Origin of the sequence: Streptomyces sp. NPDC048331, from assembly GCF_043201215.1 — a bacterium.
Taxonomy (GTDB): Bacteria; Actinomycetota; Actinomycetes; order Streptomycetales; family Streptomycetaceae; genus Streptomyces.
In genome coordinates, this window is the sequence record NZ_JBICYT010000001.1 from 708326 (window position 1) to 729045 (window position 20720).

Below are 20720 nucleotides of genomic sequence, written 5' to 3' on the forward strand. Positions count from 1 at the left end.
GCGCGCCGGCCACCCCCGCGGGCCCCCCCCCTGCGGGGCCCGCTTTTGGGGTTTGTTTGTGGGCCACCCCCCCCGGGGGCCCCCCCCCCGCGGGGGGGGGGGGGGCCACCCCTGTGTCGTATACGAAAATCAGCTGACCCGGTCAGCGCATCTTTCCGCCGCGCGGCATCTTCATGCCCTTCGGCATGGGGCCCTTCGGCAGCGGCATGTTGCTCATGAGGTCACCCATGGCGCGCAGCTTGTCGTTGATCTCGGTGATCTGGGGACCGGCCAGCACGCGCGGGAGCTTGAGCAGCGTGGTGCGCACCTTCTTGAGCGGCACCTCGCCCTCGCCCGTGCCCACGATGAAGTCGTGCACCGGCACGTCCGGCATGATCCGGGCCAGCTTCTTCTTCTCGTTCGCGAGCAGCGGCTTCACGCGGTTCGGGTTGCCCTCGGCGATCAGCACGACGCCGGCCTTGCCGACGGCACGGTGGACGATGTCCTGCTGCCGGGTCATCGCGACGGCGGGGGTGGTCGTCCAGCCCCGACCCACGTTGTCCAGTACGGCCGCGGCCGCTCCCGGCTGGCCCTCCATCTGCCCGAAGGCAGCCCGCTCGGCCCGTCGCCCGAAGACGATCGCCATCGCGAGGAACGCCACCAGGAATCCCAGGATGCCCAGGTAGAGCTCGTGCTCGACCAGGAAGCCGATCGCGAGGAAGACACCGAAGGTGACGATGCCCACGCCTGCGACGATCAGACCGACCTTCGGGTCCGCCTTGCGCGTCATCTTGTACGTCAGGGCGATCTGCTTCAGTCGCCCGGGGTTCGCAGCAGTCTCTGCGTTTGACTTCCTCGCCATACAGCGAAGTTTACGTGGCCTGCGGGGTTCGGGTAGCCGCGGCCTCAAGTACGTGTTCGGTTTCGACCCGGTCCTTCGCCCTCTTGCGGTCCTCCAGGACGGCCGTCCAGGCGTTGCGGCGGGCCCCGCTCATCAGCAGGGACTCGATGCCCCGGAAGGCATCGGAGAAGGTCGGGATGGCAATGGCGCGTACGGGCGCGGCCTGCATGGTGTCGATCCCTTTCACGATGCTCGCGTCGGCGTGATGCGAGCGTTGTGTGCGGTGCGTGGACCAAGCGTCACTGACTGGTGTTACCAGGGCATGACCGGTCGGTCAAATGTGATGTACACGTTGCAAACACTGACGCGGCCCGCCGGACTCTTCCTCAGGAAAGAGCCTAGGGGCCGCGTCGATGCGGTGTTACCCACTAGTAACGCTTTGTGCGCGACTTCACACGCTCGGCGCGCCGACGATCACCCGGCCGACCGGACCGACGCGCGCTCAGACTCGGCTGCGCTTCTCCATCGCCTGCTGGTACAGACGACCCGCGCGGTACGAGGACCGGACCAGCGGGCCGGACATCACACCGGAGAAGCCGATCTCCTCGGCCTCCTTCGCCAGCTCGACGAACTCGGCCGGCTTCACCCAGCGCTCGACGGGGTGGTGCCGCGGCGAGGGCCGCAGGTACTGGGTGATGGTGATGAGCTCGCAGCCGGCCTCGTGCAGCTCCTTCAGAGCCTGCGAGACCTCCTCGCGCTCCTCGCCCATGCCGAGGATCAGGTTCGACTTGGTGACCAGGCCGTAGGCGCGGGCCTGCCGGATCACGTCGAGCGAGCGCTCGTAGCGGAAGCCGGGGCGGATCCGCTTGAAGATGCGGGGCACGGTCTCGACGTTGTGCGCGAAGACCTCGGGGCGGGAGGCGAAGACCTCCTCCAGCAGCTCCGGGACCGCGTTGAAGTCGGGGGCCAGCAACTCGACCTTGGTGTGGCCGGTCTCGCGGGCCGCCGTCTGCTGGTGGATCTGGCGCACGGTCTCCGCGTACAGCCAGGCGCCGCCGTCGGCCAGGTCGTCGCGCGCGACACCCGTGATGGTGGCGTAGTTCAGGTCCATCGTGACCACGGACTCGCCGACGCGCCGCGGCTCGTCACGGTCCAGCGCCTCGGGCTTGCCCGTGTCGATCTGGCAGAAGTCACAACGCCGGGTGCACTGGTCACCACCGATGAGGAAGGTGGCCTCGCGGTCCTCCCAGCATTCGTAGATGTTCGGACAACCGGCTTCCTGGCACACCGTGTGCAGTCCTTCGCCCTTCACCAGGGCCTGCATCTTGGTGTACTCGGGACCCATCTTCGCCCGGGTCTTGATCCACTCGGGCTTGCGCTCGATGGGGGTCTGGGCGTTACGGACCTCCAGGCGCAGCATCTTGCGTCCGTCGGGTGCGACTGCGGACACGACCGGCTCCCTGTGACTTCGATTGTTCGGGCGCCCACCAGGGTACGCCCGTAATTTCGTACGCTCTTACGTCGGCCAACCTGCGGGTGGCCGGTCGCATTCCCGGGGGCTAGGAGCCCAGTGCCGGCTCGATCTCGCGGGGCTTCGGTTCCGCGTGCTCCAGGACGTCCCTCAGGTGCCGTTCGGCCACCGGAAGTACCTCGGCGATGGTGATCTCCCGCCCCAGTTCGTACGAGAGCGAGGTCACACCGGCGTCCCGGATCCCGCAGGGGATGATCCGGTCGAACCAGGTGCTGTCCGGGTTCACGTTGATCGCGAAGCCGTGCATCGTGACGCCCTTGGCGACCCGGATGCCGATGGCGGCGAGCTTGCGGTCCTCGCGGCGCTGGCCGGCGTTGGACGGGGCGTACTCGGGGCCGTTCAGCCGCGCGTCGAACTCCTCGTCGTGCAGCCGGGGGTCGAACTCCAGCGACAGCCCGCCGATCTTCGGACGCTCCTCGACGGGGTCGCCCAGGACCCACACCCCGGAGCGGCCCTCGACCCGGGTGGTCTCCAGGCCGAACTCGGCGGCCGTGCGGATCAGGGCCTCCTCCAGGCGGCGGACGTGGGCGACCACGTCCACCGGGCGGGGCAGCTTCATGATCGGGTAGCCGACCAGCTGCCCCGGGCCGTGCCAGGTGATCTTGCCGCCGCGGTCCACGTCGACGACGGGGGTGCCGTCGAGCGGGCGCTCGCTGGGGTCGGTGCGCCGGCCCGCCGTGTAGACCGGCAGGTGCTCCAGCAGCAGGCAGGTGTCCTCTATCTCGTCCGCGAAGCGGGCCGCGTGCACCCTGCGCTGTTCTTCCCAGGCCTGGGTGTACTCGACGGATTCGGGTCCGAAGCCCAGATGGACAAAACCGAGCTCAGCCACCGCAGCGCCTCCTCATTGAACCTGCTGTGTGCACGTACCTCACTGAGCAAGGGTACGGCGGCCCGCGCGAGCCCCTTCAGGGCCCCGGCGAAGGCTCCGGCGCGGGCTCCGGCGCGGCCTCGGGCATCGGCTCCGGCGGGGGCCCCGGCAGCTGCTTCGGCCGACGCCTCCCCTTGGCCGGTCGGTCCGGGTCCTCGTCCGCGCGCGGCAGCCGCCGGTGGCCTTCCGAGTGGTCGTTGACCCAGCCGCACACCCCGCACGCGTACCGGCCGTCCAGCCCCGCGATGTAGGTGCCGCAGCGCCGGCACTCCGCCTCGGTCAGTTCGGGCGGGGGCAGCGGGGCGGTGGATTCGGTTCGCTCCTCGGGGAGGTGCGCCCTGTGGGGCCGAGGGGTCATGGCCCGCAGCGTACGCGGGCGGAGGGAGCCGGTCCGTAAAGGCCCCTACGCATTCTGCACACGATCGGATGAATGTGGGGCAGAGAGGGCGGCATCGGCGAAGTTCGCCGCTACATTCACGCCGTTCACAGGGCCGGGACTCCGGTCCGTCACGTCAGGAAACCGTGGAGCCGATGACGGAACGACCTGCCCAGCGCGTCCCCAACCGGCAACTCGCGGCGCTGATCGCGGAAGCCGGGTTCTCCCATGCCGGTCTCGCCCGCCGCGTCGACCAGCTCGGCCTGGAGCACGGTCTCGACCTGCGGTACGACAAGACCTCCGTGACCCGGTGGCTGCGCGGGCAGCAGCCCCGCGGCACCACCCCGGCGCTGATCGCCGAGGTCTTCACCCGCCGCCTCGGTCGCCGCCTCTCGGCCCAGGACCTGGGCCTGGACGCCTGCGCGCCCGTGTACGCCGGGCTGGAGTTCGCGGCCACCCCGGAAGAGGCCGTGGACATCGCGAGCGGGCTGTGGCGCAAGGACTCCGGCTCGCACGCCGAACTTCGGAAGATCGCCTTCACCCCGGCCGGGCTGGTCGTGCCGAGCCGGGACTGGTTGATCGGCCGGGCCGACGAGCGGGTCGGCCGGGGCGCGGAACCCGCCGCGGCCCGCGTCCCGCTGCAGGGGCGGGCCTCGGTGCCCCGGCAGCGGCAGATCGACCGCGGCCCCGGGCAGCGGGTGACCAGCGGGGACATCGCGGCGCTGAGATCGGTGAGCGAGCTGTTCCGGACCCTGGACCAGGCCTACGGCGGCGGGCACGCCCGACAGGCCCTGGTGCGGTACCTGGAGCACGAGGCCGAGCCGATGCTCCGCGGGACCTACGGGGAGACCACCGGGCGGCGGCTGTTCTCGGCCGCCGCCGATCTGACCCGGCTCGCGGGCTGGACCTCGTACGACATCGCCGCGCACGGGCTGGCCCAGCGCTACTTCGTCCAGGCGCTACGGCTGGCGCAGGCGGCCGCGGACCGCCCGTACGGCTCGTACGTGCTGGTCACCATGAGCCGGCAGGCGGTCTACCTCGGCCACGGCCGCGAGGCCGTGCAACTGGCCCGGGTGGCCCAGCAGGGCGTCGGCTCCGGCCCGCCGCCCGTGGTGCAGGCGCTGCTCCACTCGGCGGAGGCGCGCGGACACGCGGTCCTCGGCGAGGTGCGGGCGTCGACCGCCTCCCTGGTGCGGGCCGAGCGCGCGCTGGGCGCGGCCCGGCCGGGTGACGACGTACCGCACTGGGCGCGGTTCTTCGACGAGGCGCAGCTGGCGGACGAGTTCGGGCACTGCCACCGGGACCTCCAGCAGTACCGGGCCTCGGCGCAGCACGCGGAGCGGTCCCTGCAGCTGAGGGCGCCGGGATACGCCCGGTCCCGACTGTTCTGCCGGGTGGTGCTGGCGACGGCCAGGCTGGGGCTGGGCGAGCTGGACCAGGCGTGCGCGCTGGGCGCGGAGGCGGCACAGCAGGCGATGGAGATGCGGTCGGTGCGCGCGGTGGAGTACGTACGGGACTTCGAGCGGCGGCTGGAGCCGTATCGGGACGCCTCGGCGGTGCGGACCTATCGGGACCGGGTGGCGGCCCTGGCATGACTCCGCGGGTCGGCCTCGGGGCCGGTCGGGCCCCTGATCTCGTGCCCGGAACGCCGGCGAGGCGGGAGCGGGGCCCCGCCGGCGTCGTCAGGTGTTCTCAGGCCGCCACCGGGAGGGCGGGCTCCGGGGCGACCGGGAGCGGGATTCCGAAGTCGCGCAGCACGGCGCCGGCGGCGCGGCGGGCCGAGTGCAGGGCTCCTTGGACGGTGTTGGTGTCGCGGTGGTCGCCGCACACGTACAGCCCGGCCAGTACCCGTACGGGACGCCGCAGGTCGTGCGGCGGGGGCATCGCGGGGACCGCCTCCGGGGTGTGGTGGACGGCCAGCAGGTCCCACTCGCGGGTGGGGGTGTCGTAGAGGCGGGCCAGCCGGGCGGCGACCGTGCGCGCCGGTGGTGGCGGGCCGAGCACGGTGGTGGTGACCAGGCTCCGGCCGGCCGGGGCCCGGGTCGGGTCGACCGCGCTCATGACGGCCGTGTGGGAGACGGGCCAGTTGGGGTCCCCGTCCAGGAGCAGCGTGCCGTCGCGGTGCAGGGGTGCGGTGGTGGCGTGGTGCAGGACGGTGACCTCGTGGAAGGCGGGCACGCGCAGGCCGGGCAGGAGCTCGGCGGCGGCGCGGGCCCCGGTGGCCAGGAGGACGGAGCGGCAGCGGAAGTCGCCGTGCTCCTCGGTGGTGACCAGGTTGGTGGCGACCGATCGGACCCGGACCCCGGTGCGTACGGTGCCGGCCGGCAGGGCGGCGGCGAGCAGGTCGGGCAGGGCCGCCGCGCCGCCCTCGGGTACGGCGAGCCGGCCGCGGGCGAAGGTGCGCAGGGCGAGGTCGGCGACACGGCTGGAGGTGGTGAGCTCCGGGTCGCGCAGCAGGGTGGCGAGCAGGGGGCGCAGCGCCCCGTTCAGGGTGCGGGTCGGCAGCCCGCGGGAGCGCAGGGCGGCGTGGGCGGTGCGTTCGGGACGGGCCAGGAGCTTCTCCTCGGGCAGGGTGGCGAACCGGGCGAGGGCGGCGCTGATCCGGGCCTGGTCGAGGGAGCGGCTGGCCAGGGCCCGGGCCGGGGTGAGGACCCCGACCCGCAGCTGTTTTCCGTCGGTGTGGACGAGGACGCCCGGGGTGAAGGGGCGCAGGGTCAGGGCCCGCAGGCCCGGGGTGCGTTCGAGCTCCGGGTACGCGGTGTTGAGCAGTTGGCCGATCCGGTCGAGCCGGAATCCGTCGACGGACTCGGTGGCCATCCGCCCGCCGGGGTCGTCCGCGGCTTCCAGGACGGTGACCGTGACTCCGGCGGCGATCAGGTGCTGCGCTGCCGCGAGTCCTGAGACTCCGGCTCCTACGATGACGACGTCCGCATGGTGTGCGGCATGGTGTGCGCTGCTGAGCACGTGCCCCTCCCCGAGGTCGGCGCGGCTGTGTGGGGATCCTCCTTCCCCCAACCGGTTAAAGGGGAACCCGAGTTCGGCGGGGTATTGCGGTCAACTCCGGTCGCACAGCGGTCGCATTCGGGTCATAAACGGTCGCACGGTGGTCGCACACGGATCTCAGAGCGCGGCGCGGATCGCCTGCTCGATACCGGGGTCGCGGAAGACGAAGCCGGACCCCAGCAGCCGCGCGGGCCGGGCCCGCTGACTGCCCAGTACGTCCTCGGAGAACTCCCCCAGCGCCACGCGCAGGGCCACGGCCGGTACGGGGAGCACCGCGGGCCGGCGCAGCACCCGGGCCATGGCCTCGGTGATCTGGCGGTTGGTCAGCGGCTCCGGGGCGGTCAGGTTGACCGGGCCGGACAGGCCCGGGGTGTCGATGATGTGCCGCAGGGCCGCGACCTCGTCGTGGAGGGAGATGTACGGCCAGTACTGGCGGCCGTTGCCGAGCCGGCCGCCGACCCCGGCGCGGAACAGGGGGAACATCCGCCCCCAGGCCCCGCCCTCACGGGCGACGACCAAGCCGGTGCGTGCGAACGCGGTGCGGATCCCGGCCTCCTGGGCGGGGGCGGTGGCCGCCTCCCACTCCACGCAGACCGAGGGCAGGAACCCCTGCCCGGCGGGGGCGTCCTCGTCGACGGCCCGGTCACCGGTGTCCCCGTAGTAGCCGACGGCCGAACCGCTGACCAGGACGGCGGGCGGCTCGTCGAGGGCGGCGAGGGCGTGCGCGAGCGCGGCGGTGCCGAGCACCCGGCTGTCGCGGATCTCCCGCTTGTACGCGGCCGTCCACCGGTGGTCCCCGACCCCGGCCCCGGCCAGGTGCACGACGGCCCCGCAGCCGGCCAGCCCGGCGGGGTCCACGTACCCGCGCGCCGGATCCCACCGCGCCTCGTCCGCCCCGACGGGTTCCCGCCGCACGAACCGCACCACCTCGTGCCCGTCCGCCCGGAGGGACCGCACGAGTGCACTTCCGATGAGCCCGGTCGCCCCGGTGACAGCAATGCGCATGCCCCCATCCTGCCGGGTCGCTGCGCTGTGCTCGGCGGATTCGGGGCGCGCGCCGTGCGCGGACGTCACCGCACGGCGCTCCGCGCCCGCGCCTCGATCGCCGGCGAGGCTGAAAGATCAGCCCCGCCGGCGATCGAGGCGCGGGGTGGGGGGCGGAGCCCCCACGGGGCCGGGCGGGCCCCGGTCAGGCGGTCGTGCCCAGCCAGGTGCCCACCGCGTAGGTGACGGCCATGGCCAGCGCGCCCCCGGCGACGTTGCGCAGCACCGCCCGCCCCACCGGCGCACCGCCCAGCCGCGCGCTGATCACCCCGCACAGCGTCAGCGCCGCCAGCACCGCCACCACCGTCACCGGCACCCGCTGCGACGGCCCCGGCAGGATGATCGCCAGCAGCGGCAGCAGCGCCCCCACCGTGAAGGCGATGAGGCTGGCGAAGGCCGCGTGCCACGGGTTGGCCAGCTCGTCGGGGTTGATCCCCAGCTCCACCCGGGCGTGGGCCCGCAACGCGTCCCGCTCCGTCAGCTGCTCGGCGGCCTCCCGGGCCACCTCCCGGCTGAGCCCCCGCTCGGCGAGCAGGTCGGTGAGTTCGTCGAGCTCCGCCTCCGGCTCCTCGGCCAGTTCCCAGCGCTCCAGGTCGAGTGCGGCCTTTTCGGAGTCCCGCTGCGAGCTGACGGAGACGTACTCCCCCGCCGCCATCGACAGCGAGCCCGCCAGCAGCCCGGCGACGCCCGCGGCCAGGATCGCCGAGCGCGAGGTGGTGGCCCCGGCCATACCGACCACCAGGCCCGCGGTGGAGATGATCCCGTCGTTGGCGCCGAGCACACCCGCGCGCAGCCAGTTCAGCCGCGTGCTGATCTCCGCGCTCTGTGATCCGTCGCCCTCGCCGTGCGCCTCGATGTGCGCCTTGCCGGGCCGTCTGCCCGCGCCTTCGCCTGCCGTCACGCCCCCACTGTCCCGGCCCGGGGCCCGCGGGGCCACCCGGCGGGCCGGTCCGGGGTGCGCCGGCCCGGCCCCCGTACCAGGGTGGAGGGGTGAGACGCCGACGCGAGGAGCCGGGCGGGCTGCGCGGGGAACCGCCGCCACGTTGGGCCCGGATCGCCCCCGCGGCGGCCTTGGTGGCGCTGGTCCTCGCCCAGGCGCTGACCCCTGGCGCGGAGCTCGGGTTCTTCCTGGCGGGCCTGCCCCCGGTGGCCGCCTTCGCGTACGGGGCGGCCGGGACCGCGTCCTTCGCCGCCATCGTCCTGCTGCTCCTGGGCCTGCCGTCCCTCGGCGTGGGCCACGCCCGCAGTACGGACCTGGCCACGGTGGCCGCCGTCGGGGTGCTCAGCGTGGTGATCGCCTGGGTCCGCCAACGCCGGGACGACCAGCTGGTCAGCGTACGGACGGTGGCGGAGGCGGCCCAGCTCGCGGTCCTCCCGCCGGTGCCCGATCGGGTGGGTCCGGTGCGCTGCTCGGGCCTGTACCGGGCGGCGCAGCGCGGCACGCTGGTCGGCGGCGACCTGTACGACGTACGGGCCGGGCCGCACGGGGTGCGGGTCCTGGTCGGGGACGTACAGGGGCACGGGCTGGCGGCGGTCGCCACGGTGGGGGCGCTGCTCGGCGCCTTCCGCGAGGCCGTGATCGACGACGCCGGGCTCGGGGCGGTCGCGGCCCGGCTGGACCGTCGGCTGGTGGCGGACGCGGCGGCCGCCTCGGTCGAGCATCCGGAGCTGTTCGCCACCGCTGTGCTGCTGGAGTTCCCACCCGGGCTGGACGTCGTACGGATCGTGTCGTGCGGGCATCCCTCGGCCCTGCGGGTCCGCGGACCGGAGGTGGAGGAGGTGGCGGTGGACCCGGGGCCGCCCCTGGGCCTGGGGCTCGCCGGCCCGAGCCCGCCGAAGGTGACGGAGCTGGCGGTACGCCCCGGGGACCAGCTGCTGCTGCACACCGACGGTGTGACGGAGGCCCGCGACGCGACGGGGCACTTCTACCCGCTGGCCGCCCGCGTGCCCGTACTGGCGCGGGATCCGGGGGGTCTGCTCGGGGCGGTGTGGCAGGACCTGTTGGCCTTCACGAACGGCGGCCCGAACGACGACGTGGCCCTGCTGCTGCTCTCCCTGGACGGCCGGGAACCGGCGGTGTAGGCCGTTCCCGGCGGTCCGCGGTCACGCCCCGCCGGCCGTGCCGGCCGGCGGCAGGGCCGTGAGGGGGTCCTCGACGTGGTGGACGGCGTGCGTGAGCGCGTGCTCGTAAGCGGGCCGGGGAAAGACGAACGGTCCGACGGGCAGATCTCCCCAGGCCGGCCGGTGGGGTTGGCGGAAGCCGGACCAGGTGACGGTCTCGGGGGTGGCGGTGATGCGGGTGAACAGGGGCCAACAATCCCAGATCCCGCAGGGGCAGCCCAGGACCGCGGTCGCGTCCGTCGGTGGGTGCCGGAGTTCCGGGGTGGCGTCGCCGAGGAAGTGGCGCACCGGGTTGCCGAGGTCGGCCTCGGTCAGTCCGCTGTACTGCTTGAGCAGGAACTCCTCCGTGCGCTCCGGCGTCCTCTCGTACGCGCTCTCCTCCTGGAGCCACAGCGGGCGGGTGGCCTCCGCGGCGTGCACGCGCAGGTCGGCCCCGTCGACGCGGACGCCCCACAGGCGGGCGGTCGCGTAGGTGAAGAACTCGATGTGCTGCATGGAGATCATCTTGTGGGATCGCGGCCGGGCCCGCGTCCGGGGGACCGCGGGGTCCGGCCCCGACCGGCCGGCGCTCGGCCGGTCGGGACCCTCGTCGTGCGGTGGGTGCCGAGCCGTGGCGACCCGCGACCGACACCCGCGGCCGGCTGCCGCCTACGACTCCATGATGAACGCGCGCACCATCTTGCAGGTGACATTCGACGGCCGGTGGATCCCCGTCCGGACGGCCATCGTCCGGATCTTCCGGTTGGTGGCGCGCCGAGCGTCGTACGTCCCCGAGTCGAGCAGGGATATCGCCAACCGCATCGCCTTCAGACGGCGGTTGTGGCTCTCGTACCACTCGCGGGGCAGTCCCGCCGGCAGCGGCTTCTTCTTGACGTGCTGGACGGTGGTGGCAGTGGCCATCTACAGCCTCCCAAACGGTAGTTGGCTTCCTGTCGTTCTCCCTCGATTTTACCGGTGACCACTGACAGAAGCCCCTGGCCGGACCGGGTCTGGGTAGGGTTGGCGCCATGGAGATCTGGATCAATCCCGCCTGTTCCAAGTGCCGCAGCGCCCTGACCCTGCTGGACGCGGAGGGCGCCGACTACACGGTGCGTCGCTACCTGGAGGACGTGCCCTCCGAGGACGAGATCCGCGAGGTGCTCGGCCGTCTCGGGCTGGAGCCGTGGGACATCACGCGCACCTCGGACCCGCTCGCCGGGGAGACCGGCGTCAGGGACCTGCCGCGCGAGGAGACCGACGCGGCGCGCGGGCTGTGGATCGCCCACCTCGCCGCCCACCCGAAGCTCATCCAGCGCCCGATCATCACCGCCGAGGACGGCACGGCCGTGGTCGGCCGCTCCGAGGAAGCCGTCCGCGAGGCCCTGTCCCGCAAGGGCTAGGTGTGTTGCCCGGTGAGGTTGGGGACACGCCGGGAACCCGCCAGAACTTGATCTTGGCCTGCTGAGTGCCTGACGCTGTCGGGGATCTTGGCGATGACGGTCGGCCATGCCCCCACCCGCTGGGACATCTCGGCCTCCAAGATCCCCGACCTCGTCACCCGCGATCAGCTCCGCGTCTCCTCGCGGCGTCCGACAGCGGCCGCAAGGGTACGACGAGCAGCTTGCCGGTGGTACGCCGAGCCTCCAGATCGCTGTGGGCCTGGGCGGCATCGGACAATGCGTAGCGTGCCGTCACGGTGACCTCGAGCGCCTTGGAGCGCACCCACTCGAACACGTCGGCGGCCCGTCGGAGCAGTTCGGACCGATCGGCGATGAAGTCCCCGAGGCTGGGCCGGATCAGGGTCAGCGAACCGCCGTGGGCGAGCCGAATCGGATCGAACGGCGGCACGGCACCACTTGCCGCGCCGAAGAGCACGAGATGGCCGCGGGTTCGCAGGCTGGCGAGGCTCGCATCGAAGGTGTGCGCGCCGACGCCGTCGAAGACGACCGGCAGTCCCTGACCGCCGTTGAGTCGCCTGACCTCGGCCGCGAGATCGTCGACCTCGGAGGAAAGGATCACCTCGGCGGCCCCGGCACGCTTGGCCAGCTCGGCCTTCGCCGTGGTCGACGTCGTGCCGATCACCCTGCCGCCGAGATGGGTGATGAGCTGGGTCAACTGCAGCCCCATGCCACCAGCGGCCGCATGCACGAGCACCGTGTCGCCCCTCTGGACCGGGTAGGCGTCCTTGACGAGATAGTGCGCGGTCATGCCTTGGAGGAGCACGGCGGCGGCTGTCTCGAAGCCGATGTCGTCGGGCAGCGGCACCAGCCGGGAGGAGTCCACGACGGCCCGCTCGGCATACGTGCCGGGAATCTCCACCCAACCGACCCGGTCCCCGACCGCGACGTCGGCGACGCCGGGTCCCACCTCGACGACCGTGCCGGCGCCCTCAGCGCCCGGGGTGAAGGGCAGCGGGAGGCTGTACCGGCCTTCCCGGTGGTAGACGTCGAGGAAGTTGACCCCGGATGCGGCGACCTCCACGACCGCCTCGCCCGGACCCGGCCGGGGCTGGTCCACCTCGGCCTCCCGCAGCACCTCGGGACCGCCCACTTCGTACACCTGAATCGCTCGCATGGCCCTCCACTAACGGTTTGTCCCCCACCAACCCCGTTGACGGCGATCCGATTCCCGGCGAGTTCGTGCACGTCGACATGAAGAAGCTCGGCAGCATCCGCGACGGCGGCGGACACAAGGTCCTGGGCCGGCAAGCGGGCCGCAAGTCCCGTAGGAACGCCGGCTACAGCTACCCGCACACCACCGTCGACGGCCACGCGACAGTCCGGCGGCGGCCGGGATCACCCACGAACGAACCCGGCCCTACCGGATCGCGAGCCGCCTGACGATCTCCGTGGCCGCCGTCAGCGGCAGCCCGTGGTGCGCGACCCCGGGCAGTACGTCGACACGCGCACCCGGCAGCACCTCGCGCGCCGCCCGGGCCGCGCGGCCGGGGTCGTGGCAGCGGGCTAGCCCGGCGAAGAGGACATCGACCTCCAGGTTCCCGCCCGAAAAGTGCGCGAGGCCGGCCAGGTCCGGGCGCGGGCCGGTGACCGGCCGTACGGTGGGAAAGCCTGCGCCCTCCCCCTGCAGCCGCAGCCAGGCCGGATCGAGCGCGGCCCCGCGGGTCTCCCAGGCGAGGAAGGAGCGGACCCGCTCCGGGGTGGGCCGCACCAGCATGGGCACCGCGCGCAGTACGTAGCCCGGGCGCAGCCCCGCGAAGACCTGGGTCGGGTCGAGCAGCACCAGGCGGCCGAGCCGGGCCGGGCGCAGGGCCGCGTAGTGGGCGGCGATCCAGGCCCCGTACGAGTGCCCGGCGAGGGTCACCGGGCCTTGCGCGCCCAGCCCGTCGAGGACGGCATCGAGCCAGCCGATCAGGTCTCCGACGGACCGGATCGCCCGGTCGGCCGCCGGCACGCTGAGCCCGGGATCGCCCACCAGGTCCACGGCGTGCACCCGGTGGGTGCGGGCCGCTCCGGCCGCGACGCAGGCGCCCCACACGGTGGAGGTGGCCCCGCCGCCGGGCAGCAGTACCAGCGGCGGTGCGCCGGCCGGGCCGCAGCGGTTGACGTGGGTGACCCCGTAGGGGGTGGGCAGGTCGACGGGCTCGACGGGGCCGGGCCACCGGCCGAGCGCCGCGTCGTAGGCGACGCGAAAGGAAGACGCCCCGCGCACGTCCCGCTCCGATGCCTGATCCACCGTCTCCTCCACCCCTCGCCCACCAGCGCTCGCCCGAAAACCTCTCGTCCAAAATCTCTCGCCAAGCGATAATCTCGCTCAGCGAGAGATTCCACCAGGGGGCTGTGTGAACGAGGAACCCGACGACCTTCGAACGGTGCACCTGCTCCGCGCGGTGACCGTGGAGTTCGGCCTGCGCCAGGCCGAGTTCGCCGCTCGCAACGACATGCACCCCACCGACGTACGCGCCCTGATCTGCCTCCTCGACGCGGCCCGCGCGGACGAACCGGCCACCGCGGGCCTGCTCGGCGCCCGCCTCGGCCTCAACTCCGCCGGCACCACCTCCCTGATCGACCGCCTCGAACGACTCGGCCACGTGGCACGTGTCCGCGACGACGACGACCGGCGCCGGATCCTGCTGCGCGTGGAGCCGGCCGCGATCCGCCTGGGCCAGGAGTTCTTCGGGCCGCTGATCGACGGCGTGCTCCAGGTCCTCGACGGCTTGGACCCCGCCGAACGGGAGACCGTACGCCGCTTCCTGACGGCCACCCACGCCGTCTTCGCACGGGAGCCGCGCCCATGACCGCCCCCGACCCGGGACCCGGGGGTGCCGACCTGCACCTGGAACTCCCCGCCGAGGGCGCCCGGCGGACCGCCCTCGCCCAGGCCCTGCGCAGTGCCGTGCGCAGCGGCCGACTGGCCGGCGGGACCCTGCTGCCGCCGTACCGGGCGCTGGCCGCCGACCTCGGGCTGGCCCGCAACGCCGTCGCCGACGCGTACGCCGAGTTGGTCGCCGAGGGCTGGTTCACCGCCCGGCAGGGTTCCGGCACCCGCGTCGCCGAGGGGGTCGCCACCACCGGCGCGCCCACCGTCGCGGTCGGGCCCGTACCCGACCGGCCCCGCCACGACCTGCTCCAGGGCAAGCCCGACCCCGCCTCCTTCCCGCGGGCCGCCTGGGCCGCCAGCGCCCGCCGGGCCCTGGCCGGGGCGCCCACCGAGGCCTTCGGGCCCGGCGATCCGCAAGGCCGCCCCGAGCTGCGGCGGGCCCTGGCCGGCTACCTCTCCCGGGCGCGGGGCGTGCGCTGCGGCCCCGAGAACATCGTGATCTGCTCGGGCTTCGCCAACGGGCTACGGCTCCTGACGTCCGTCCGGCCCCCCGACTGGGCCGTCGAGGCGTACGGGCTGCCCTTCCACCAGGGCATCCTCCAAGCCGCCGGGGTCCACCCGTACCCCGTCCCGGTCGACGAGGACGGCGCCCGGACGACGGGACTCCCGTCCCGGGTACCTACGTTGCTGCTCACACCGGCGCACCAGTTCCCGACGGGCGGCCGCCTGCTGCCCGCACGGCGCGCCGCCGCCGTGGAATGGGCCCGCGGCACCGGTGCCGTGATCGTGGAGGACGACTACGACGGGGAGTTCCGCTACGACCGCAAACCGGTCGGTGCGCTGCAGGGTCTGGCCCCCGAACACGTGGTGTACGCGGGCTCGCTGAGCAAGAGCCTCTCCCCCGCGCTGCGTCTGGGCTGGCTGGTCCTCCCGGACCGGCTGCGCGACCAGGTCCTGGCCGCGAAGGGCCTGCGGGAGTCCTGGGCGAGCACCTTGGACCAGCTGGCTCTGGCCGACTTCATCGAGTGCGGGGCGTACGACCGCCACGTACGCCGGATGCGCCTGCGCTACCGGGACCGCCGCGACCGACTGGTGGCCGTACTGGCGGCACGCGCGCCGGAGGTCCGGGTGACGGGCATCTCGGCCGGCCTGCACGCCGTACTGGAGCTCGCTCCGGGCCGGGAGTCCCCCGCCCTGGCGGCGGCGCACACCGCGGGCCTGGCCCTGGACGGCCTCTCGTCCTACCGGCACCCGGCCGACCCGACCCCACCCCGCGAGGGGCTGGTGGTCGGCTACGCGGCACCCCCGGACTCGGCGTTCGGCCGGGCACTCGCAACCTTGGCGGAGGTGGCGGGCGGCTCGGGGTGAGGGGTCCCCGGCTTCGGGCGGCTCCTTCAAGGCCGCTCCTTCCGCTCGGGTCTTCCGAGGGATCGGCACCACGGGCATTCGTGGAGGTCGCCCTCCGCGCCCATCGGAGGAGGCGGGGACAGGGAGAAGCCCGCCCTGTATTCGTCCTGAAGTGCCGACATCGAGCTCACCCCCGTGCGGGGCGGGGCGGTTCCGCCGGCCGTACCCATGTCGGCCAGGCGGCGGAGCGTACGCGTCAGCGCCGCGCGCACCGAAGACGCCGGCCGCCTCACCGCAGCCCATGGGCCATGATCGGCCGGCTCACCACGGGGGCGCATCCTCACGCGACCCTTCTCGCGGACGGTGTGCGAGCGCCCCGACGCCGACCCGATGATAATTCTTTCAGTTTCGACAAATTTCTACTTTCTCTCGATATCCGACGCGGAGCGAATCGAGCAGGAATGCGACCGACCGTCGCCGCTTCAACATAGCCAATGCGGTGGAGAGAAAGCAGCAATGGGCGGATTGCCGGGGTTTTTGAACCCACCCGCCGATGTGCGAATTGCCGGGGTTTTTCGGCGATATCGATCATTCTTTTCGTCCAGTTCGCTCACCGGCGTGCAGAAATGAATGGCACCCCGGCCCGGCCCCCGCCCCGCCCTTCGCGCCACGGCCCACCCCGGCGATGGGACCGTAGGCGTCAGGTCGAGCCGGGCACCTTCGGCCGCCGGCAAAGGTGTCATTTTGTCGCAAAAACCTCGTGCGACGGGTGACCGACATGACTCATGAAGGAGCCTGAGGCGAAGACATCGACGGGCTCCCCCGCCGGCCGCACCGGCACCGCGCCTTCGCCGCGAGAGAGCCGCACGGCGTCCACATGCAGGGACAGCACCCTCTTGAAGCGCTGCTGACGCCTCAGTTCAAGGGCGTCCACGCCCCAGAGGCGGGCGGTGCCCGAGGACGCCAAGGCCGCGAAAACTGTGCTCAGCGCGGTGGAGATCAGTACGATCCACAGGAGGATGCCTCCCACGACTGGTCCTTTCGAAGGTTGAAGTACGAGGGGCGGTCGGACCGGAGCCCCCGGCGATCGACCGGCATAACGCAGGGGCATATGCCGAGTTGCGCCCTGTCCTCCGATTGCAGCCATGCGCAGCAATCCACCGACCTGGACATCTCGTCGCATCGGCCGATGATCGGTCGACCACCGCCGGACGAGGTCGACCGAGTCACCGAGGGGCTCGACGCGAGGGAAGACAGGGACGGCCGCCCGGGGCGCCGAAGGCCGGCGGTACGCGCGAGGCATCCCCGCGCACACGGCAGGTCGATCGCTCGGCCGGCCGGCCGGCCGGCCGGGCGGCCGGGCGAACCGCGCGTCACAGAGACAGATCCATCACGCCGGGTCCGGGAGGCGAAAAGGGCATGCCTACCGTGCGGTCGGCCTGTTCGCCGAACCGATTAAGCAGGCCGAACATTTACCCAGCGGCGACCATCACTCGGATGGCGCATACCCTGACCAACATCGACAGCGTTTATGGAATATGACAACAGCAAAGCTCCCCACCTTCCTCCGCAGGACTGCGGAGGAAGACGAACTGGGAGCCGGTATTCACTCCGGGGCGATCCGGATCGGGAAGTGGACTTTCATCCCGGGCTCAGGCGACCGTGAGGTGACCCAGAACGCGACGCTGGAGCACGACAGCCTGGAGATCGATCTGAGCTACTCGTCCTCGATCTTCGAGGACTTCCTCCGGACGATGAGCACGATCCAGTTCGACTTCGGCAGGCGGTTGGAACACACGGCCGCGGCCGCTACGGCTGCTGCCGGCGAGTGTTCGGATGGCAGTTCCCGTGTATGAGCCGTACGGGTACCCGGACATCGACGTCGCCCACCCCCGGCCGGATACCTCCGCGTTCTGGGTTCCGGCGGAGCACGCGCAGCCCCCCTCCACCGGGCAACCGTTCGGCGGGCACGGCGAGGTGCCCCGACCGCGGGATCCGGTGGAGGAACTCGCCGACCTTCTCCAGGAGAACGCCGCACCCGGGCGGGGGGATCCGCTCACCCGAGGCGGCTACGGAACGACCGGTGACACGGCGACCACCCTGGGCCTCGTCGCAGGACTGAAGCACACCCGCACCGGGCGGCCGCCCGCGCACGCCTCTGGAGGACACCGCCGACACCCCCCGAAGACGCCCGTGTTGACCCTGCTGCAGACGGGCAGCCTGTTCACCGCCACGCTGGTCGGGGCCATCGCCGCCCTCGTGAGCATCCTCAGTGGGCTGGCCATCTGCGACACCCTGCGCCACAGCGCCGGGCCCCATACGGCACGCGAAGTGGTCGGCTGGTGGCCCCTGCTGATCTACGGCCCCTGGATGGTCGCCTCCCTGTCCATCCTCAGATCGGCCCTGCACCAGCGGCGCGCACTCCACTCCTGGTCCATCGTCCTGCTGTTCTCCACCCTGGCCACGCTCCTGTGCGTGGCCGAGGCACCGAGGACCATCACCGCCGGGGCGGCGTCCGCCCTGCCCGCGGTCGCGGCGCTGGCCTGCTTCCAACAGCTGGTCCGCCAGATCACCCTCACGCGACCGCCTCGCCAGGCCGTCCCGCGGCACCGCAACCCGTCGACCTCCGTGTCCGTTCCGCTCGGACAGACGGCCGCGGCCGGACGTGGCTCGGGCGGCGTCCCTCCCGGCTACCCCGCGGCGGACGGCAGGACGGTCCGCCCTCCGTCCCGTACGCGCGGATTCGGGTACGGCGCATGACGCTCGTACGCACGTGGCGGTGTCCCACCCGGGCGTCGGAACGACGGCGCAGCAGGGGCGAGCGTCCCCCGGGCGTCGACCGCGAAGAGCGAACGCGGTAGTAGCCGCCAACTCCCTGGTCAACCCGGTCCTTCCCATACGTCGGAGGGGTGCTCGCCTGCACCCTTGAAACGAAGATCGAAACCGATGGTCACGGGCCGTACACAGACTCAGTCCGACGGTCTACCCACCCGCGCCCCCGCGCGGGCCGGTCACCGCGGCGCGGCCGAGCGCCTGCCGTGGCGAACGGTCATGTCCGAAGACGAGGCCCGCGGCGTCGGGCGAGGGCCACACCCCACCGGACCGCGTGCACGACGCGCTCCGGCGCTTCACCCCCACACCCCCATCACGAAAGGTCGGCAGCATGTACGAATTGACCTACGCGGAGCGAGTCCAGTACAAGCAGCGCCAGGACAGCGCCTACCAGGCAGGCGTGGACGCCGTCACCAACCTTCGGGCGGCGCTCGCGCTGGCGGACCTGACGCTGCCCTCCCTGAGCAACGACGGGCCGGTGGCCGGCCACGGCTTCGTCCGTCTCGGCGGGTGCAACGCGACCTTCGCCAACCGGCTCGCCGAAGTCATCGCCGCCGGTGCCGACTCCCTGCGGTACCAGAGGAAGGCCGACAGGATGGAACAGCCCCCGGGAGGGGGGTGGCAGCAGCGTGCCGTCCACGGCGTCGAAGTCGACGGCTACCGGATCGTGCGCGCCGAAGCCCCGGCCGCGGCGGACCCCGTCGCCGCGTTCCTCATCGGCCTGCGGGGCACCACCGCGCATTCGGCCCGCCTGGACCGCAGGTCCCCGTCGAGCCACTGAAGCCCCACGGTCGGCGGGCCCTGGCCCAGCCGGTCCGCGCCCGCCGACCTTCTTCATCTCACCCCCACCTCCCACCCCCTAGGGTGACCAGAGCAGGAAAGAGGATGTATCGGACCAAAAGACCCATACCTAAGGACCCGTGGTGAACGAGGAGCAGCAGCCGCACGTACAGGCCGCCCAGCCGGGCTTCCCCACCGAGACGGGCTCTCGACCCGGGCGGCGGGGGGCCGACTGGATGTTCGGCGGGGTGTACGGGACCGTCCTGGCCAGTGCGCTGTTGGCCGCGCTGCACCAGAAGGGCGAGGAGTTCACCCCGTACTACGACGCCAGCTGGGTGCTCGTGACGGCCGCGACCGCCGGGCTCGCGCACGGCTACTCGCACCACATGGCCTCCCACCTGCGGGACTCCGCCGGGCACCGGTGGCGGATGCTGGGCCTGGGGCTGTGGAACGAGTGGCCGCTGGTCGTGGCCGCCCTGCCCACCGTCCTGCTGCTGGTCGCCGCCGGGCTGTTCGGCTGGGACCCCTACGCGGTGACCGCCGTCGGGCTGGGGCTGAACACGGCTTTGCTGTTCGCCTGGGGCGCGCTCGTCGCGCTCCGCGTGGGCCACCGGTTCGGCTCCGCCCTGGCGATCGGTATGGCGGACGCCATGATCGGCCTGGCCATCATCGTGGCGAACGCGGTGATCAAGTAGGGAGCTGCGCCTCCGCCTCGGCCAGGATCTCCGTCAGCCGGGCTCCGAACTCCGCCCCGCGCGGGTCCGGCACACCCGTCAGGGCCGCGGTGAGCAACGCGTCCAGGGCGCGCCCGTAGGCGCCCGGCACGTCGCTCCACCCGGGCAGCTCATGCACTCCTTCGGTGCCGCGCAGTTCGAGCCCCACCCCGGCGGCGGCGTGCGGCGCACCCAGGCTGAGCACGGCGGTGCTGGCCGCGCCGGAGCTGTGGCGCAGTGCCAGTTGGACCACGTCGGAGGGGCCTCGGGTGGCACTGATCGCGGTGACGTCGCCGAGGACCGGGATCAGGACGGAGAGGGCGTGCGGGCCGACGTCCCACAGCCCTCCCTTGGCCTTGCGCCAGGGCGAGTCGGCGTAGGCGCTGGGGGTTCCGTCGGGCGGGAAGACGGCGCCGAGCCAGTGGGCCGCGGCCGTGAACCAGCCGGAGCGCGCGGCCTGTTCCTCGACCCAGCTCGCGGTGGGCTCGGCGAAGCGCAGGGTGAGGAAGACGACGGAGGCGACCTGGTGGCGCGCGGCCGCTTCGGCGACGGCCCGGGCGTCCTCCACGGTGGTGGCGACGGGCTTGTCGAGGAGCAGGTGGCATCCCGCGGCGGCGGCGCGGACGGCCATGGCGGCCTGTACGTCGGGCGGCAGGGCGAAGGCCACGGCATCACACTCGGCGAACAGTTCGTCGGGGTCTTCGTACACCTTCACCCCGTACTCGTGCGCCAGCTCGGCCGCGGCTTCGGGCCGGCGGCCCCACACTCCGACGAAGTCGGAGCCGGCATGCGCGGCGAGGGCGGGGGCATGGGTGCGGTGCGCCCAGGGGCCGGTGCCCAGCAGCCCGACCCTGGGGCGGCGGCCTGCCGGGGCCTGATCGGTGGCACCGTCGGCGACGCGCGCGGCGGCGTTCTCGGCGGGACCCTCGGCGGAGTTCAAATCAGACGAAATGCTCACGTGGTCAGTCTGCCCCACCCGGACGGGCGTGCCGTCACCAACCCGCACAACCCGCCCGACCTGCGGTGCA

At 72.8% G+C, this 20720-nt stretch carries 23 protein-coding genes and 1 pseudogene; 10 read left to right on the plus strand and 14 right to left on the minus strand.

The features are described from left to right. Positions 1 to 142: 142 nt before the first annotated feature. The 5 genes from ACGFYY_RS03320 to ACGFYY_RS03340 all read right to left on the minus strand — a co-directional run bounded on the left by ACGFYY_RS03320 (position 143) and on the right by ACGFYY_RS03340 (position 3577). Positions 143 to 841, minus strand: coding sequence for a DUF4191 domain-containing protein (locus ACGFYY_RS03320; protein ID WP_393706759.1), 699 nt, complete (start codon positions 839 to 841; stop codon positions 143 to 145). A gap of 10 nt (positions 842 to 851) precedes the next feature. Continuing rightward, complete coding sequence (locus ACGFYY_RS03325; protein WP_030389055.1) at positions 852 to 1049, minus strand: hypothetical protein; 198 nt, start codon at positions 1047 to 1049, stop codon at positions 852 to 854. 273 nt (positions 1050 to 1322) lie between these two features. After that, positions 1323 to 2270, minus strand: coding sequence for a lipoyl synthase (lipA, locus tag ACGFYY_RS03330; protein WP_365265612.1), 948 nt, complete (start codon positions 2268 to 2270; stop codon positions 1323 to 1325). A gap of 109 nt (positions 2271 to 2379) precedes the next feature. Next, positions 2380 to 3180, minus strand: a complete 801-nt coding sequence (lipB, locus tag ACGFYY_RS03335) for a lipoyl(octanoyl) transferase LipB (protein ID WP_365265614.1) — start codon at positions 3178 to 3180, stop codon at positions 2380 to 2382. A 76-nt stretch (positions 3181 to 3256) separates the two neighbouring features. Further along, a complete protein-coding gene (locus ACGFYY_RS03340; protein ID WP_393706761.1) occupies positions 3257 to 3577 on the minus strand; it encodes a hypothetical protein in 321 nt (106 codons plus the stop codon). 173 nt (positions 3578 to 3750) lie between these two features. On the opposite strand from ACGFYY_RS03340, the gene ACGFYY_RS03345 reads away from it, so the two are divergent. Then, positions 3751 to 5190 carry a regulator gene (locus ACGFYY_RS03345; protein WP_365265618.1) on the plus strand — a complete coding sequence of 480 codons (1440 nt, stop codon included), beginning with the start codon at positions 3751 to 3753 and terminating at the stop codon, positions 5188 to 5190. A 97-nt stretch (positions 5191 to 5287) separates the two neighbouring features. On the opposite strand, the gene ACGFYY_RS03350 is transcribed toward ACGFYY_RS03345, so the two are convergent. The 3 genes from ACGFYY_RS03350 to ACGFYY_RS03360 form a co-directional block, all read right to left on the minus strand. Then, a complete protein-coding gene (locus ACGFYY_RS03350; protein ID WP_393706764.1) occupies positions 5288 to 6559 on the minus strand; it encodes an NAD(P)/FAD-dependent oxidoreductase in 1272 nt (423 codons plus the stop codon). Between the two features lie 156 nt (positions 6560 to 6715). After that, complete coding sequence (locus tag ACGFYY_RS03355; protein WP_365265622.1) at positions 6716 to 7603, minus strand: TIGR01777 family oxidoreductase; 888 nt, start codon at positions 7601 to 7603, stop codon at positions 6716 to 6718. Positions 7604 to 7787: 184 nt separating this feature from the next. After that, positions 7788 to 8543, minus strand: a complete 756-nt coding sequence (locus tag ACGFYY_RS03360) for a VIT family protein (RefSeq protein WP_393706766.1) — start codon at positions 8541 to 8543, stop codon at positions 7788 to 7790. A gap of 89 nt (positions 8544 to 8632) precedes the next feature. Here ACGFYY_RS03360 and ACGFYY_RS03365 point away from each other — a divergent pair, with 89 nt between their 5' ends. Continuing rightward, positions 8633 to 9724, plus strand: coding sequence for a PP2C family protein-serine/threonine phosphatase (locus tag ACGFYY_RS03365; protein ID WP_393706768.1), 1092 nt, complete (start codon positions 8633 to 8635; stop codon positions 9722 to 9724). A gap of 21 nt (positions 9725 to 9745) precedes the next feature. Here ACGFYY_RS03365 and ACGFYY_RS03370 read toward each other — a convergent pair whose 3' ends face one another. Continuing rightward, entirely contained in the window at positions 9746 to 10258 is a 513-nt protein-coding gene (locus ACGFYY_RS03370; RefSeq protein WP_393706769.1) for a hypothetical protein, read from the minus strand. A gap of 153 nt (positions 10259 to 10411) precedes the next feature. Further along, positions 10412 to 10663 (minus strand): hypothetical protein, encoded by a 252-nt coding sequence (locus ACGFYY_RS03375; RefSeq protein ID WP_030012991.1) that lies wholly within the window; start codon positions 10661 to 10663, stop codon positions 10412 to 10414. A 107-nt stretch (positions 10664 to 10770) separates the two neighbouring features. Between ACGFYY_RS03375 and ACGFYY_RS03380 the strand changes: the two genes are divergently transcribed. Continuing rightward, positions 10771 to 11142 carry an ArsC/Spx/MgsR family protein gene (locus tag ACGFYY_RS03380; protein WP_365265628.1) on the plus strand — a complete coding sequence of 124 codons (372 nt, stop codon included), beginning with the start codon at positions 10771 to 10773 and terminating at the stop codon, positions 11140 to 11142. 154 nt (positions 11143 to 11296) lie between these two features. Here ACGFYY_RS03380 and ACGFYY_RS03385 read toward each other — a convergent pair whose 3' ends face one another. Continuing rightward, positions 11297 to 12316: a quinone oxidoreductase family protein gene (locus ACGFYY_RS03385; protein ID WP_393706771.1), complete on the minus strand. Its 1020-nt coding sequence runs from the start codon at positions 12314 to 12316 to the stop codon at positions 11297 to 11299. Between the two features lie 53 nt (positions 12317 to 12369). On the opposite strand from ACGFYY_RS03385, the pseudogene ACGFYY_RS03390 reads away from it, so the two are divergent. Further along, positions 12370 to 12516 (plus strand): annotated as a pseudogene (locus ACGFYY_RS03390) (IS481 family transposase); the annotation flags it as partial. A gap of 43 nt (positions 12517 to 12559) precedes the next feature. Here the strand turns inward: ACGFYY_RS03390 and ACGFYY_RS03395 are convergent. Beyond that, positions 12560 to 13435, minus strand: coding sequence for an alpha/beta fold hydrolase (locus tag ACGFYY_RS03395; RefSeq protein ID WP_393706773.1), 876 nt, complete (start codon positions 13433 to 13435; stop codon positions 12560 to 12562). 106 nt (positions 13436 to 13541) lie between these two features. Between ACGFYY_RS03395 and ACGFYY_RS03400 the strand changes: the two genes are divergently transcribed. Further along, positions 13542 to 13997 carry a MarR family winged helix-turn-helix transcriptional regulator gene (locus tag ACGFYY_RS03400; protein ID WP_393706775.1) on the plus strand — a complete coding sequence of 152 codons (456 nt, stop codon included), beginning with the start codon at positions 13542 to 13544 and terminating at the stop codon, positions 13995 to 13997. Next, on the plus strand, positions 13994 to 15388 hold the full coding sequence (locus ACGFYY_RS03405; RefSeq protein ID WP_393706777.1) for a PLP-dependent aminotransferase family protein: 1395 nt from the start codon (positions 13994 to 13996) through the stop codon (positions 15386 to 15388). The genes ACGFYY_RS03400 and ACGFYY_RS03405 overlap by 4 nt, the downstream gene beginning before the upstream one ends. Before the next feature lie 718 nt (positions 15389 to 16106). On the opposite strand, the gene ACGFYY_RS03410 is transcribed toward ACGFYY_RS03405, so the two are convergent. Further along, positions 16107 to 16397 (minus strand): hypothetical protein, encoded by a 291-nt coding sequence (locus ACGFYY_RS03410; protein WP_393706779.1) that lies wholly within the window; start codon positions 16395 to 16397, stop codon positions 16107 to 16109. A gap of 508 nt (positions 16398 to 16905) precedes the next feature. Between ACGFYY_RS03410 and ACGFYY_RS03415 the strand changes: the two genes are divergently transcribed. The 4 genes from ACGFYY_RS03415 to ACGFYY_RS03430 all read left to right on the plus strand — a co-directional run bounded on the left by ACGFYY_RS03415 (position 16906) and on the right by ACGFYY_RS03430 (position 19674). Beyond that, entirely contained in the window at positions 16906 to 17223 is a 318-nt protein-coding gene (locus ACGFYY_RS03415; protein ID WP_393706781.1) for a hypothetical protein, read from the plus strand. Continuing rightward, positions 17204 to 18127 carry a hypothetical protein gene (locus ACGFYY_RS03420; RefSeq protein ID WP_393706782.1) on the plus strand — a complete coding sequence of 308 codons (924 nt, stop codon included), beginning with the start codon at positions 17204 to 17206 and terminating at the stop codon, positions 18125 to 18127. Before ACGFYY_RS03415 ends, ACGFYY_RS03420 begins: the two co-directional genes overlap by 20 nt. Before the next feature lie 403 nt (positions 18128 to 18530). Further along, the gene (locus ACGFYY_RS03425; protein ID WP_393706784.1) at positions 18531 to 18980 is read left to right on the plus strand and encodes a hypothetical protein; all 450 of its coding nucleotides are present in this window, start codon (positions 18531 to 18533) and stop codon (positions 18978 to 18980) included. A gap of 142 nt (positions 18981 to 19122) precedes the next feature. Then, on the plus strand, positions 19123 to 19674 hold the full coding sequence (locus tag ACGFYY_RS03430) for a hypothetical protein (RefSeq protein WP_393706785.1): 552 nt from the start codon (positions 19123 to 19125) through the stop codon (positions 19672 to 19674). Here the strand turns inward: ACGFYY_RS03430 and ACGFYY_RS03435 are convergent. Continuing rightward, positions 19667 to 20536 (minus strand): Gfo/Idh/MocA family oxidoreductase, encoded by an 870-nt coding sequence (locus ACGFYY_RS03435; RefSeq protein WP_365265757.1) that lies wholly within the window; start codon positions 20534 to 20536, stop codon positions 19667 to 19669. The genes ACGFYY_RS03430 and ACGFYY_RS03435 overlap by 8 nt on opposite strands. Positions 20537 to 20720: the final 184 nt, after the last annotated feature.

Coding starts and splice junctions, on each gene's coding strand:
- ACGFYY_RS03320 (WP_393706759.1), bottom strand. CDS start 841: ATGGCGAGGAAGTCAAACGCAGAGACTGCTGCGAACCCCGGGCGACTG.
- ACGFYY_RS03325 (WP_030389055.1), bottom strand. CDS start 1,049: ATGCAGGCCGCGCCCGTACGCGCCATTGCCATCCCGACCTTCTCCGAT.
- ACGFYY_RS03340 (WP_393706761.1), bottom strand. CDS start 3,577: ATGACCCCTCGGCCCCACAGGGCGCACCTCCCCGAGGAGCGAACCGAA.
- ACGFYY_RS03345 (WP_365265618.1), top strand. CDS start 3,751: ATGACGGAACGACCTGCCCAGCGCGTCCCCAACCGGCAACTCGCGGCG.
- ACGFYY_RS03355 (WP_365265622.1), bottom strand. CDS start 7,603: ATGCGCATTGCTGTCACCGGGGCGACCGGGCTCATCGGAAGTGCACTC.
- ACGFYY_RS03370 (WP_393706769.1), bottom strand. CDS start 10,258: ATGCAGCACATCGAGTTCTTCACCTACGCGACCGCCCGCCTGTGGGGC.
- ACGFYY_RS03375 (WP_030012991.1), bottom strand. CDS start 10,663: ATGGCCACTGCCACCACCGTCCAGCACGTCAAGAAGAAGCCGCTGCCG.
- ACGFYY_RS03380 (WP_365265628.1), top strand. CDS start 10,771: ATGGAGATCTGGATCAATCCCGCCTGTTCCAAGTGCCGCAGCGCCCTG.
- ACGFYY_RS03385 (WP_393706771.1), bottom strand. CDS start 12,316: ATGCGAGCGATTCAGGTGTACGAAGTGGGCGGTCCCGAGGTGCTGCGG.
- ACGFYY_RS03405 (WP_393706777.1), top strand. CDS start 13,994: ATGACCGCCCCCGACCCGGGACCCGGGGGTGCCGACCTGCACCTGGAA.
- ACGFYY_RS03415 (WP_393706781.1), top strand. CDS start 16,906: ATGACAACAGCAAAGCTCCCCACCTTCCTCCGCAGGACTGCGGAGGAA.
- ACGFYY_RS03420 (WP_393706782.1), top strand. CDS start 17,204: ATGGCAGTTCCCGTGTATGAGCCGTACGGGTACCCGGACATCGACGTC.
- ACGFYY_RS03425 (WP_393706784.1), top strand. CDS start 18,531: ATGTACGAATTGACCTACGCGGAGCGAGTCCAGTACAAGCAGCGCCAG.